Origin of the sequence: Acidiplasma aeolicum, assembly GCF_001402945.1 — an archaeon.
GTDB classification, from domain to species: Archaea; Thermoplasmatota; Thermoplasmata; order Thermoplasmatales; family Thermoplasmataceae; genus Acidiplasma; species Acidiplasma aeolicum.
The window spans coordinates 1-12,214 of record NZ_LKBG01000235.1; the positions used below are offsets into that span (position 1 = coordinate 1).

General features: G+C 33.7%; 15 protein-coding genes and 1 tRNA gene. 4 read left to right on the forward strand and 12 right to left on the reverse strand.

Translation table 11 applies throughout. The features are described 5' to 3' along the window. The 8 genes from AOG54_RS06010 to AOG54_RS06040 form a co-directional block, all read right to left on the reverse strand. On the reverse strand, window positions 1-236 hold a 236-nt coding region (locus AOG54_RS06010), incomplete at its 3' end, for an arginase family protein (RefSeq protein ID WP_201779327.1). Beyond that, window positions 194-583, reverse strand: coding sequence for a translation initiation factor IF-5A (locus tag AOG54_RS06015; RefSeq protein ID WP_048101721.1), 390 nt, complete (start codon window positions 581-583; stop codon window positions 194-196). The genes AOG54_RS06010 and AOG54_RS06015, both read right to left, overlap by 43 nt. Window positions 584-682: 99 nt before the next feature. Beyond that, complete coding sequence (locus tag AOG54_RS06020; protein ID WP_048101722.1) at window positions 683-1,942, reverse strand: amidohydrolase family protein; 1,260 nt, start codon at window positions 1,940-1,942, stop codon at window positions 683-685. Window positions 1,943-1,972: 30 nt separating this feature from the next. Next, on the reverse strand, window positions 1,973-3,535 hold the full coding sequence (locus AOG54_RS06025) for a DUF5591 domain-containing protein (RefSeq protein ID WP_048101723.1): 1,563 nt from the start codon (window positions 3,533-3,535) through the stop codon (window positions 1,973-1,975). A 40-nt stretch (window positions 3,536-3,575) separates the two neighbouring features. Then, a complete protein-coding gene (locus AOG54_RS06030) occupies window positions 3,576-3,791 on the reverse strand; it encodes an LSM domain-containing protein (RefSeq protein WP_048101724.1) in 216 nt (71 codons plus the stop codon). An 11-nt stretch (window positions 3,792-3,802) separates the two neighbouring features. Next, a complete protein-coding gene (locus AOG54_RS10060; protein WP_169749789.1) occupies window positions 3,803-3,961 on the reverse strand; it encodes a hypothetical protein in 159 nt (52 codons plus the stop codon). Then, complete coding sequence (locus AOG54_RS06035) at window positions 3,948-4,520, reverse strand: exosome complex RNA-binding protein Csl4 (RefSeq protein ID WP_048101725.1); 573 nt, start codon at window positions 4,518-4,520, stop codon at window positions 3,948-3,950. Before AOG54_RS06035 ends, AOG54_RS10060 begins: the two co-directional genes overlap by 14 nt. A 339-nt stretch (window positions 4,521-4,859) precedes the next feature. Then, window positions 4,860-5,834: a class I SAM-dependent methyltransferase gene (locus tag AOG54_RS06040; protein WP_048101726.1), complete on the reverse strand. Its 975-nt coding sequence runs from the start codon at window positions 5,832-5,834 to the stop codon at window positions 4,860-4,862. An 81-nt stretch (window positions 5,835-5,915) separates the two neighbouring features. Between AOG54_RS06040 and AOG54_RS06045 the strand changes: the two genes are divergently transcribed. Genes AOG54_RS06045 through AOG54_RS06055 form a run of 3 tightly spaced genes read left to right on the forward strand, consistent with a single transcriptional unit; the run spans window position 5,916 to window position 8,459 of the window. Then, the gene (locus AOG54_RS06045; protein ID WP_048101727.1) at window positions 5,916-6,866 is read left to right on the forward strand and encodes an alpha/beta hydrolase-fold protein; all 951 of its coding nucleotides are present in this window, start codon (window positions 5,916-5,918) and stop codon (window positions 6,864-6,866) included. Window positions 6,867-6,919: 53 nt separating this feature from the next. Beyond that, window positions 6,920-7,771: a hydroxymethylbilane synthase gene (gene hemC, locus AOG54_RS06050; RefSeq protein WP_048101728.1), complete on the forward strand. Its 852-nt coding sequence runs from the start codon at window positions 6,920-6,922 to the stop codon at window positions 7,769-7,771. Beyond that, complete coding sequence (locus AOG54_RS06055) at window positions 7,758-8,459, forward strand: uroporphyrinogen-III synthase (protein ID WP_048101729.1); 702 nt, start codon at window positions 7,758-7,760, stop codon at window positions 8,457-8,459. The genes hemC and AOG54_RS06055 overlap by 14 nt, the downstream gene beginning before the upstream one ends. A gap of 2 nt (window positions 8,460-8,461) precedes the next feature. Here AOG54_RS06055 and AOG54_RS06060 read toward each other — a convergent pair. From AOG54_RS06060 to eif1A, 4 genes are all read right to left on the reverse strand, one after another. Beyond that, window positions 8,462-8,536 (reverse strand) — tRNA-Met (locus AOG54_RS06060). Window positions 8,537-8,581: 45 nt separating this feature from the next. Beyond that, complete coding sequence (locus AOG54_RS06065) at window positions 8,582-9,130, reverse strand: KH domain-containing protein (protein WP_048101730.1); 549 nt, start codon at window positions 9,128-9,130, stop codon at window positions 8,582-8,584. Further along, entirely contained in the window at window positions 9,123-9,887 is a 765-nt protein-coding gene (locus tag AOG54_RS06070; RefSeq protein WP_231563424.1) for a serine protein kinase RIO, read from the reverse strand. Before AOG54_RS06070 ends, AOG54_RS06065 begins: the two co-directional genes overlap by 8 nt. Then, window positions 9,877-10,206: a translation initiation factor eIF-1A gene (gene eif1A, locus AOG54_RS06075; protein WP_048101847.1), complete on the reverse strand. Its 330-nt coding sequence runs from the start codon at window positions 10,204-10,206 to the stop codon at window positions 9,877-9,879. The genes AOG54_RS06070 and eif1A overlap by 11 nt, the downstream gene beginning before the upstream one ends. A 183-nt stretch (window positions 10,207-10,389) precedes the next feature. Here eif1A and AOG54_RS06080 point away from each other — a divergent pair, with 183 nt between their 5' ends. After that, entirely contained in the window at window positions 10,390-12,138 is a 1,749-nt protein-coding gene (locus AOG54_RS06080; protein ID WP_054964417.1) for an APC family permease, read from the forward strand. Window positions 12,139-12,214: the final 76 nt, after the last annotated feature.

Consider the following 12,214-nt stretch of genomic DNA (forward strand, 5'->3'; position numbering starts at 1 on the left):
TGTGTTAAATCTATACCATAATTTGGCTCAAACGATTCAAGGTTATCATATGCAATTCTTATGGAATTCGGTGCAAGTCTAGAACCACGTCTGTAGCTTGATGTATTATCAAAGGGAACCCCAAAAATAACATATTTTGAATCCTCGTAATTTTCTATTGCATCTGCAATTTTAAGATGAGAAAAATGGTTGCTCAATTCTGCAGCATGATTTTTCTCTTTCCCATTGCCTCCCAATATGGCACCTCCATTCCTGGTTTTACCTTATCAATGTCCTCAGGATCAAGCGGTATAATAAAGGTCTCGAATGTTTCTGTGTCCATAAGCTGTGCCTCATTATTTGTTATCGATAGCACCTGCGCGTTCTTCTTGACAATTATTGGAACCTTTACCTTATGCTTAACCGGATAAACTACACTGTGTTTTTGTCCATCAAAAACGCCAATTGCAACAATTCGCCCTTTAGCCTCACCATGCTTTCCTGGCTTAGACATTGTAATATCAACTATTCTGCAGGGTGAATCATCAATTAACATGTATCTTCCTACTTTTAATTCACGTACTTCAGCTTCAGTCCAACTCATAATTAATCACAGGTTAATATTTTAAGCCTTTATATATTTTTATATTTTACTTTTGAATATAAAAACTGATTTTTGTTATATTTAAAGCCCATAAAAAATTTATAAATAATTAAGCCTTGCAAATTTTTCTGGATCAAATCCGGGTATATTCCCATCATGTTTTAAAATCCTGCCATTGACAATGACAAACCTAACATTTTCAGGTGTCGCAGAAAATATGATATTATTAATTGCGTTATTTTCATTGGATGGGATCATATTAACTGCACGCCCATCGATTATTATTAAATCTGCAAGATATCCTGGCTTTAATATGCCTATATTTTCACCAAGGGCCTTACCAGCATTTCTGGTAGCCATATCGAGTATCTGTTGGGATTTAACAGTGTCTGCATTCCATCTATCATTATTAATCATCAGAGATGAAAATTTCATTTCCTCAAACATATTCAATGAATTATTGCTTCCTGAACTGTCTGTTCCAAGGGATATATTTACATTATTGGCAATCATTTCAGGTACAGGCATTGTACCACCGGATGCGAGCTTTGCATTGCTTACTGCATTCCATGATACCTTTGTTCCACTTTTTGCCAGCATTTTAATTTCATTTAATGTTACCCAAACCGTGTGGGCTGCTATAACATTATCGTCAAGAAAGTTTATTTTATAAAGATGCTCCACAGGCCTTTCCCCATTTTTTTTAACAAAATCATAAACTTCCTGCCGGGTTTCTGAAAGATGTGTATGAATTTTTACCCCATATTTTTTTGATATGTCCTTTACGCGGTAATAATTTTCATCAGATGATACATAAATCCCCTGAACGCCTATTAGTGGTTTTACGGTGTCTGCGTGGGTTTGCTTAATAAAATTTTCTGCATTATTTACAGGTTCCCCCTTCTGCGTTGTAAATTCCCTGTCGAGTGTTGCCCATGCAAGATAGGCCCTTATTCCTGTTTTTTTAACAGCACTTTCTATGATGTCCTCTGAGTAATATAAATCAAGGAATGAGGTTATGCCACCATTAATCATTTCATATATTCCAAGCAATGATGAGTTAAATATCCCATCGTCTGTCCTTTTTGAATCAAGTTCCGATGTTTTATTTAGAAACTCATTAAGTTCCATATCATCAAGTAGCCCCTTAAATCCTGTCATGGCTACATGTGTATGGGTATTAATAAACCCCGGCAAAACCAGTTTATCTGTTGCATCTATAATACTATCGAAATTCCCACTGGGCATTTCTTTTCCAACATATGTTATTAAATTTCCATTTATTGCTATATTTCCTTTGAATATTTTTCGTTCGTCGTCCTGTGTTATTATTATACCATTTTTAATGAGTATATCCATGACAGTCTATATTAAAATATATTATAATTTTTAGCCTCTAACCTTTACTGCCATACCCTCATTAAGATTAATCATGGCGCTTGATGGCATTAATGCCGTTCCCACACCACGTATTTCATTGTTATGAACAAGGACAACCTCATCATATGGTTTTATATCATCGGTTGCATTATTTATCCCCATAGAATAAACGTATGATGTGGGTTTAAAATCTTCTATGCTTACAATGAACTTATTGGCATTTAAAAAAAATGGTGCAGAATTTTTTGTAATTGTGAATTTACCTGACTGCTGATTAAAAACAAAATAAACCTTACCGTTGTTTACAAGCATATCCTGGTGAAAATTATTGACAAGTTTAAGATTTTTAACATAATCATATATCCAGCCACCAAACTGATATTTTAATACAGAGATATAATCATTGAATACATTTCCCCTTGTTTCTGATGTCTTTGTTATTTTTTCCAGTTCAATATAAAGTCTATCGAGATTAGAATCATCTGTTACCCTTCCATTTATTACAGTTGAATTTTCTGGCAGAATGTCTGAGATAAAATTAAGGTCATCAGGGTAATATCCAATTATGTAATCATATTGATTTTTTTTAAGATAATTTTTTAATAGGTTTTTCATCATTAATTTCTCATCCTCATACCATAAACCTATAACAGGTATATCATAAAACCTTGCAGGATAACTGTTTTCAAGTTCTCTTGGGACAAGCCCAACCGGTGAGGTTACAATTAATTCGTGCAAATATTTTCTAAATTTTGATATTTTCTGTATGATTTTTTGATGGGTTTTTGATAATGAGTATGGTTTTTTTGCAGAGCATGGCAATATTAATGCTATATTTCTACCAGCAGGTTTTTCATAATTTTCTATATTATTCCTGTATCTAACTATATCTGGCCTTGTCAGTGATTCAATACTGTTGGCCTTAATATATGGTGTTATCGTGGGAAATATATTTTCCATATTTTTATAATATTTTTCGTCCATTATCCTTAGCAATTCAAGGGCAAGACTTGATATTTGAATTTTTTCAACAACCTCCCTTAATGTTCCATCCCGTATTGAATCAAATAATGATTCAAGCATACTTTTAACAAATACAATGTTATCTTTCAAAGGATCATAATCAACCCTGGACTTTCCTGTCATTGAATATTTTATTCCATCAAGACTCTCCACTCTAATGTAGATGTCGTCAAAAATATTAATTCCCATGTAAACCAAAACAGGTATTAAATATGGGTCTGACACACCCTGAAGGTATATTAATTTGCTGTAACCATATTTCTCCCTTAAATTGATTATATAATCAGCAAACTTCGAAGGCCTCTGAAGAAGTTCTATTCCGTTTATGACTGTTATTATATTGCCGGTAACTATTTCAGAAGATCTTTCAAGAAATGCAGGATAATATATTTTTTTGTCTATTCTTTCCCCGAGAACCTCAATGTAATCTGAATTGGATTTAAATTCATCAGATGTGGTTTCAATAAGTGCAGGAAATTTAATATCTTTGTAAAATCCTGCATGTGCAAATCCGAAAATATAATGATTATCCTCTATTTTTTTAGGCATGCACACCTATTAAAATAAATTATATAATCTTTTTAAAAAATTATTTTGTTGTTATCCTTACAACATTGCTGCCTCGGATAACAACCTTTCCAATTTTTCTCTGGGTCTCTCCATTTTCTTCAGCGTCGTCCAGTGTCATGTTCATGTATTCATCATAACCTGTCAGAATACCCTCAAGTGTTCTGTTGTCTTTTAGCAATAGCGATACCTTTTTGTTCAGACTCTCCTCAAGCATTTTCATTGGTAATAGTGCCATAATTTTTCACCTCAATTATACTCATCTTCATCATTAAATTGATCATTATGATCCATCATAACCTGTATCAGTCCGCTAAGGACCTCCTTTAAGCTTTCAAGCTCCTTCCTCATGTCAGTGACCTCTTTCGTTAACTCCTGCATATTTTTTACCTTCTCAACTTCTTTCACAATTATCACCACTTATATTTATATTTCCATAATCACTGGCTATCTTTCTTGTTTCTATTCTCTGGCAGTTGGTACAGTAAAGCACATTATTTTTCAATATAAGTTCATTGCGGCATATCAGGCATCTTGTTTTTAAAACTCCAAGATCGGTATTAAAAATTGTAACATAAATGGGTTTAACAGATGTTACCTTTGCCCTAACTATGTCTCCAAGGGAGATTATATGTGTATATCCGGATTTGCCCTGCACAGGAAGCATTAATTTTGCCTCATGATCCACTGGGTGCAATTTCCCCCCCTCGTTAATAGCGTAAAGCTGTATAATTGCGTCCTTACCATTTATTTTTATAACCTTGCCATACACAATGCTTCCAACGCCAATGGGTGTCTTTTTATTACTGCCAACAACCGATATTGTAAGGTTTTTGTCATCCCTAACTATTCTCCCCAGCTTGGTAGCAACAATGTTGCCATCGTATGGTTCTGTGTTCTTCCCGGGGAGGTATTCCTCCTCTTTAGCTATGATGTCTCCGGGAAGTGCTATATCTGAATCAACCATTATTCATTCCTCCAGCTTATATTTATTTTATATTTTATATGTTAGGCTTAAGTTGCTTCTTAAATGACCATGAATAGATATTGGCTAAACATTTTTAAATATCTATATTTAGCATTGGTTCACCAAGCCCATATATAGAATTTAATAAGTATATAAATAGATTTTGATGAACTATATGCCATAATGTTTAACAAAAAAATTTATTCAGTCTTTTATGTTATTATTTCTTAATTTTAACATATCATTAATGGCCGGAAGCGGTATAGATATTCATTAGAATTCATTCTATCAAAACTTTAAGTGATGATTTGTATTTATACCTGCTTAGATTATAAAAAATCATAAACAATTATATACCTGAAATAATGAATTAACATGCACAAGTTCGTGAGAAACAGATTTAACTATTTTTATATTTTTCACGGATATTATATATCCTAGCCTTCTTGCATTTTTAATTATTTCTTCTGGCCTTTTTATTTTTCCTCTCCTTTCCAAAAAATGCATGGATAGTAAAGTGCCCCTATGGCTATGGATTAAAGCCTGCGCTAAAAATTTTGGTGATTCAAAATTTCCCATTATTATATAATCGGCACTCACATCAGGACATTTTGCCCGGGAATCACCTAAAAATATTTCAGGTTCATAAATAATACGATTCAGTTTTAGATTTCTCTTAAAATATTCTATTGAATCGGGATTAATATCACATGCAATCAATCTCTTTGGATTGCCATATTTGAGTACAGGCATTGAAAAATAACCAATGCCACAGAACATATCAATAACAGTTTTATCTTTAAAATCAATTTTGCCCATCTCTGTTCTTATATTTATGTTCCCAGGTGAAAACATTACTTTTGCCGGGTTTAATGCATATTTAACACCATTTTCAACTATAATGGTATCCTCATTCTTCCCGCATAAAAATTTAATTGAGGGTATTCGCATTTTCCCCTTAATCTTACCGGTAAAAATATAGGCGTTTTTTGCATGATATGCATTGCAGTATACCTCTGCAATTCTTTTATTCACACGTTGATTTTTATTAAAAATAATTGAATCACCAAGTTTTATAAATTTAGGGGTATTGTTAACCCTTAAACCCAGGTTTGACCTTATAATATTCTCAGGTGTATTCTTTAATTTAAAATCGTGCTTAATGCAATTGCCTGTATCCTTCTTTACTGGTATATAAACAAACTGCCCATCATGATCTATAATGCATTCCTCTAAAATGAGACTAACAGACCTTAATTTTTTTATAATTTTGCCAGCGCTGTTTTTATCAACTTTTATACACCATTCTTTCATTAAAAACAGTATTATATTTGAAATAAAATACTATTACATTGAAATCACATAGTTCTAATATTTTTTAGTAATATTGAAAATATGTTGCTTAATCAAAAAATGGTTACGGTGCATGGAGACTCACTGAAGGGCAATTACCTAAATGATGATATCGATAGAGATGTTCTGGTATTTTATCCGGATAAAATTGTTGATGGCGCACCACTTTTAATAGAGCTTGCAGGGTTAAACGGCACGCCTAAACTACACAACCGTTTTGCAGAAATATTAAACTCACTATATAAAAAAAATTTGCTTGGAAATTCAATAATAATTAACCCAAATTTTTCAACAAAATATCATGTAAATCAGTATATAAATTCACCTGCAGTTGGTAATTACGAGGATTTTATAATTAATGACCTTATACCACAGATTTCTGATATGTTTCACACAGGGAAGGTGGCACTTTTTGGAAAATCATCAGGTGGTTTTGGTGCATATACACTTGCTGTGAGGCATCCTGACATAATAAGCGGATTTGCGAATCATTTTGGTGACAGCTGTTTTGAATATGTTTACATTCCAGATATGCCAATTGCATTTAAGGAATTAAGAAATAAAAAACTTAATGAATACATAAAAGAGGTAAGTTTAAAAGATGATTTAACCGATAATGATATTAGAACATTAAATATTATTGGAATGTCGGCATTTTATTCATATAATGAAAATACAGATTTAAAACTTGAACTACCATTTGATCTGGAAACTGGAGGATTTAACAATGATGTATGGCAGAGGTGGCTAAAATTCGATCCATCCAAGAATGTTGATAATTATATATCAGAGTTAAAAAAGCTGGATGCGATTTATCTGGACGTTGGAATCAAGGATGAGTACAGCCTATTTATAGGTATGAATGTTCTGCATAAAAAAATGGAGAAATATGGTGTAAATCATATCTTTGAAGAATTTAATGGAGGACATTTTGGAAACAGCAAGAGGTATGAAAAATCATTACCTTATCTTGTTAACAGATTGTCATTATGATTAATAATACAGTAATTGTAAATTATATTGTAAGATATAAAAAAGGGATATAAATGAACATAAGACTGGGCACAAGAAAAAGTAAACTTGCAATGATTCAGGCTGAAATGGTGAAAAATCAGCTTGAGGCTCTAGGGCATGATGTTGAAATTTTTGGTTACACATCAAAGGGTGACCTAAATACAGATACACCGCTCTATAGAAGCTCAACTACAGGTGTTTTCGTTGATGAGCTTAACAATTTAATACTTGATGGTAAAATCGATATTGCGGTTCACAGCGCCAAGGATATACCATCCATAATAGACCCAAATCTTGAAATAAGTGGTGTCCTAAGAAGAGATGATTACCATGATATATTCATATCAAAACTACCGCTGGAATCCATGCCATGTGGATCAGTTATCGGAACATCAAGTATGCGGAGAATAAAGGAAATACAGGCAGTTAAGGGCTGTTTATCAATAAAAGACATAAGAGGCAATATAGATACAAGGATTAAAAAGTACAGAAACGGTGATTATGATGGCATTATTATTGCAAAGGCCGCCTATGATCGCCTAGGACTTAATGAGAATTATTTTATGCTAAGTGAGGATAAATTTGTGCCTGCTGCAAATCAGGGAATTATAGCAGTTGTATCAAAGAAGGACTCTGTATTTTCTGATATAATCAGGGAAATAAACGATGGGGAAACATATAATAATTTTTTAATAGAAAGGGATATAGTCAGGAATTTAAATTTGGGGTGCTCAATACCGGCAGGAATCCTATCAAAGAATGGCAAGATATTTATGAGGTTCTATTCATTAAGAAATTCTGATTACAGGGATTTTTTTTACATTAACAATAACATAGGATATAATGAAATCAGGGAGGTGCTAAAAGAATATGGTTACGCGTAAATTCATAATTACGACACGCCCGGAGAACAAGGTTGTTAATTATAATACAAAAAACATTGATGTAATTAATATACCCTTAACTGAAATGCATCCAATTTTACCTGATTATAGTACTGCTGAGAGGATAAAAAAGATGCCCCCAGATGTGGTGGTATTAACAAGCTCCTTTGGGGCGGATGTTTTTTTTAAATATTATATGATCTATTTCAAGATTGATCCAGTATTCATTGCCATTGGTAACAGCACCGCAGCGGAAATAAGAAATAAAGGTTTCAATCCCATTATTCCTGAAGAAAGGGATTCATATGGTATTATTAATCTTTTAAAAAATTACAGGGACAAATATATAGGCCTCTTTAGAAGCACGGCATCAAATAAAATAATTTACAATTTCTTAAGAGAAAACCATTATAATTTCTCCGAATTTTTTATATATTCACTGAGAATAATTGAGAATAATATTGCTTCCTACTGCGGGATGGAAAACTGTGATGGCATAGTATTAACCTCATCGCTAGAGGCAGAAATTTTTTTAAAAGTTTGCCCGAACCCAAAAATTAAAATTTATCCAATAGGAAAGGTAACGGATGATACATTAAAAAAACATGGAATAAAAACATGCACAACTGGAATTGAATCAGATATAAAGGAAATAATAAATTACATAGACTCAAAAAAACTGGAATAGAATAGCGGGGAATGGATTTGAACCATTGATCTACGGGTTATGAGCCCGTCGGGATCTCCTGACTACCCCACCCCGCTTTGTTACATTATTTCAGCAAGGAATATAAACTTTAATAATTTTAATTAAAATGATTCTTCCATCTTTCTGAATTTTAATTCACCCGCATTTTTTTCAAGATATGAGTAAACAGTTTTGTGCTTTCTACCCTGAAGGAGCATATTTATTGCTTCCCTGCTGTACTGAATTGATATGTAATCACCTATTATTGAAACAGTGTTGCCCATTACAGAAATATAGGTTCCTGTGAGGGTTTCTATTATATCCCTGGTTCTGCCCTCCCTGCCTATAATTCTCCCCTTAAGTTCTGTTGCCCTTTTTGTATTTCCATTTGTAAACTCTTTTATTGAAATAACCATGAACTGCATATTTTCCTCAAAGAGTATCATTGCCTTTTCTGGATTAAATCCGCGGGCTATGGCCTGAACAACATTAAATGCCAGAAGTGCCTTAAGCGGGTCCTTTTTTTGATATACAGTTACAGTATTATTTTCGCTGTCTATAAATATTTTCACATCTCCCATTTGTTCTATTTGATTTCTTACCGAACCATTCTTGCCAATTATGACGGCAACTCTATTTTCAGGGACTTTTATACTCCCTGCCTCAATCATTAACATCACCTGTTATGTAATTAAATAAATATTCATCATCACATTTAACATTTTTCCTTGAAAAAAAGTTATTTATATTCTTTATATCCCTTCTCAAAAATTCCAGGGCCATTGGGTGCTTCACAGATACTGACTGCCCAACATCAATGATGTAAGGATTGTTTCTGTAAAATAGAATGTTATACTCGCTTAAATCTGCGTGCACAAGATGCGCATCTTTATACATTTTCCGCATGAATGTTTTTATTTTTTCATAAAGTGCATTAAAATCTGTTTCTATATTTTTTATTTGCTTTGCAGGTTCTGTTCTTGTACCTATATATGATATAAGTAGTGCGTTTTTATAATAGCCATATGGAATAGGCACTTTTATCCCTGATTTTTTCATATCCTTTAAATTTGTATACTCCTTTTGTGCCCATATATATACTAAATTGGTTCTGTTTATTCGCTCTTTTTCAAATCTATAATCGCCTTTTATATAATCCATGGTATTTGAAAACTTTAATGTTGACATTTTGTATATTTTTAATGCATATGATTTTTTATTCATGCCAACTACCTTAAATATTAAAGATTCCTTGCCACTGGATATTGGGAAATCAACATAATCTATTGAATATTTCTTAATAAGATAGTATACAGCATTTAATGTTCTTCTATCAAATACCAATCCGTATGTTTTTCTATCCAGGTTTAACCTGTTAGAAAACTCGTCGTTATCTATTAACTGTTCAAGTGCAGATTTATCGCTCATTGAATACATCTATTATTTCAGGAAGCATCCTATTTCTGCTTAAATATGCAGCCTGTGTTCTTGTATATCTATAAACTATGTCCCCCTTTTCGTTTTGGAAATCCCAGGGTTTTACAATAACAAGATCTCCCTCACGAATCCACATCCTTTTCTTCATTTTTCCAGGTATTCTGCAATTTCTTGAAAGCCCATCCTCACACATTACTGTTAATCTTGATGCCCCTGAAAGTTTCTCAACAATTCCGTATATTTCCCCTTTTTTCTTATTCGGCGTAATTACCCTTGTTATATTTTCATCATTATTCTCTTCATCATTCATATATAAATACATAATTGGTTACATCAATATAAATATAATCAATTTTAACAATGGTAGAAACCAGAATTTTGTATTTATAGTAATCTATTTTAATTGCATAATTTTTATTCATTTTTAAAAAATTTAGTCAAATAATCGATATGCATTAAGAAAAATTTATATATAAATGCTATATGTTCTCATATGGCTGAGTCAAAAGCTGAAGAAAATGTCATAGCAAATAGTATGAAGCAGGATAAAAGATTAAGGAAAGCTTTAAATACATGGGATTTGTATTTCCTTAGTCTTGGTGGTATTATAGGTTCCGGATGGTTGTTTGCAGCCGCCGCCTCTGCGGGTACCACAGGCCCTGCAGCAACATTATCATGGCTGATAGGTGGAATACTTGTCTTATTTATTGCACTGGTTTATGCGGAACTTGGTTCAATGATACCGCGTACAGGTGCAATTAGCAGGTATGGCCATTATTCCCATGGTGGGGTTGCAGGTTTGTTCTTTGGATGGACCTATTTTCTGTCTGCAGTATCAGTTCCAACCATAGAGGCTGAGGCAGTAATAACATATGCAAGTTCCTATATACCAAGCCTAGCATACAGCGCCCCAAACCCACTTAATCCATCCGCAACGGTTACATTATTAAGTGGCCTTGGCATAGTTCTTGCCGCAATATTGATAATTGGTTTCTTTGGTCTTAATTATGCAGGGGTAAAATTAATGGGAAAGACAAATACAGGAATGACATGGTGGAAATTAATAATACCAACAGTAACCATAATTATGCTTGGATTTCTGGTATTCCATTCCTCCAATTTCACCAATCCTGCACTGGGTGGATTTTTACCAACAGGGAACACATCATTAATATTTGAGGCAGTTTCAACTGATGGTATAGTTTTCTCATTCCTTGGTTTCAGGCAGGCCCTTGACTATGGCGGTGAGGCAAAAACACCACAGAGGTCAATACCAATAGCCACAGTATTCTCAGTTTTAACAGGGATACTTGTATATGTGCTTTTACAGGTCGTATTTATAGGTGCGGTTAACCCATCAGATCTGGCAAATGCCGGTGGATGGTTTGGACTTGTGGCCAATCACCCGACTGCATATGCCAAGGCCGTATCTGCAGCACCATTTGCATTCCTTGCAAAATCAAGTGGAATACTTGCACTTGTAATACTTACATACATACTTTATGCTGATGCTTACGTTTCACCTGCAGGAACATTAAACGTTTACGCCGGCACATCCACAAGAACATTATTTGGCCTTGCTGAAAACGGATACTTTCCGGCCGCATTATCAAGGGTAAGCAAAAAAACAAGGGTGCCAATAATACCAATTATAGTTTCAGTAATAATAGGGTTAATATTTTTAGCACCTTTCCCCAGCTGGTATGCCCTTGTTGGTTTAATCACAGGTGCCACAGCATTTACATACATAGTGGGCGGATCGGCCCTGATGGTATTTAGAAGGGAGGCAGATGAACTTAAAAGGCCATTTAAATTACCATATGCAAAGGTTCTGGCACCAATAGCCTTCATAGGTGCAACACTTATAGTTTACTGGTCTGGCTGGCCAACGGTTGGAATACTTTCCATAGGAATATTCCTTGGCATAGCTGTTTATCTGGTTATGCTGGCAACGAAAAAGGTTGTAAATGTATTCACAAAAGAGAATATAAAGGCAGGATACTGGGTACCATTATACATACTTGTACTTGACGCACTGTCATACCTTGGCGAGGCTGATTATGGAGGGACCAACACATTCCCGTATCCATATGACTTTATTATAGTGATACTTGTTGCAATAATATTCTATCTGCTATCAGTACATTCTGGATATAAGACCGAGGAAATTTCAGACATAATAGAATCAGGCACACAGTACATACAGGAAGAGGAGGAAACAACATCAGGCGGAGCAAAATAAATTTTTTATTATTTTATAATAAATTTTAATATAAAATAGTAGCAACTTTATTTTTATGATAATTTTATACCTTAAT

What these genes read in the sequence shown, in the direction of transcription:
- AOG54_RS06040 (WP_048101726.1), bottom strand. Translation starts at nt 5,834, where the DNA reads ATGAAAGAATGGTGTATAAAAGTTGATAAAAACAGCGCTGGCAAAATT.
- AOG54_RS06055 (WP_048101729.1), top strand. Translation starts at nt 7,758, where the DNA reads ATGGTTACGCGTAAATTCATAATTACGACACGCCCGGAGAACAAGGTT.
- eif1A (WP_048101847.1), bottom strand. Translation starts at nt 10,206, where the DNA reads ATGAATGATGAAGAGAATAATGATGAAAATATAACAAGGGTAATTACG.
- AOG54_RS06025 (WP_048101723.1), bottom strand. Translation starts at nt 3,535, where the DNA reads ATGCCTAAAAAAATAGAGGATAATCATTATATTTTCGGATTTGCACAT.
- AOG54_RS06070 (WP_231563424.1), bottom strand. Translation starts at nt 9,887, where the DNA reads ATGAGCGATAAATCTGCACTTGAACAGTTAATAGATAACGACGAGTTT.
- AOG54_RS06045 (WP_048101727.1), top strand. Translation starts at nt 5,916, where the DNA reads ATGTTGCTTAATCAAAAAATGGTTACGGTGCATGGAGACTCACTGAAG.
- hemC (WP_048101728.1), top strand. Translation starts at nt 6,920, where the DNA reads ATGAACATAAGACTGGGCACAAGAAAAAGTAAACTTGCAATGATTCAG.
- AOG54_RS06080 (WP_054964417.1), top strand. Translation starts at nt 10,390, where the DNA reads ATGGCTGAGTCAAAAGCTGAAGAAAATGTCATAGCAAATAGTATGAAG.
- AOG54_RS06020 (WP_048101722.1), bottom strand. Translation starts at nt 1,942, where the DNA reads ATGGATATACTCATTAAAAATGGTATAATAATAACACAGGACGACGAA.
- AOG54_RS06015 (WP_048101721.1), bottom strand. Translation starts at nt 583, where the DNA reads ATGAGTTGGACTGAAGCTGAAGTACGTGAATTAAAAGTAGGAAGATAC.
- AOG54_RS06030 (WP_048101724.1), bottom strand. Translation starts at nt 3,791, where the DNA reads ATGGCACTATTACCAATGAAAATGCTTGAGGAGAGTCTGAACAAAAAG.
- AOG54_RS06035 (WP_048101725.1), bottom strand. Translation starts at nt 4,520, where the DNA reads ATGGTTGATTCAGATATAGCACTTCCCGGAGACATCATAGCTAAAGAG.
- AOG54_RS06065 (WP_048101730.1), bottom strand. Translation starts at nt 9,130, where the DNA reads ATGATTGAGGCAGGGAGTATAAAAGTCCCTGAAAATAGAGTTGCCGTC.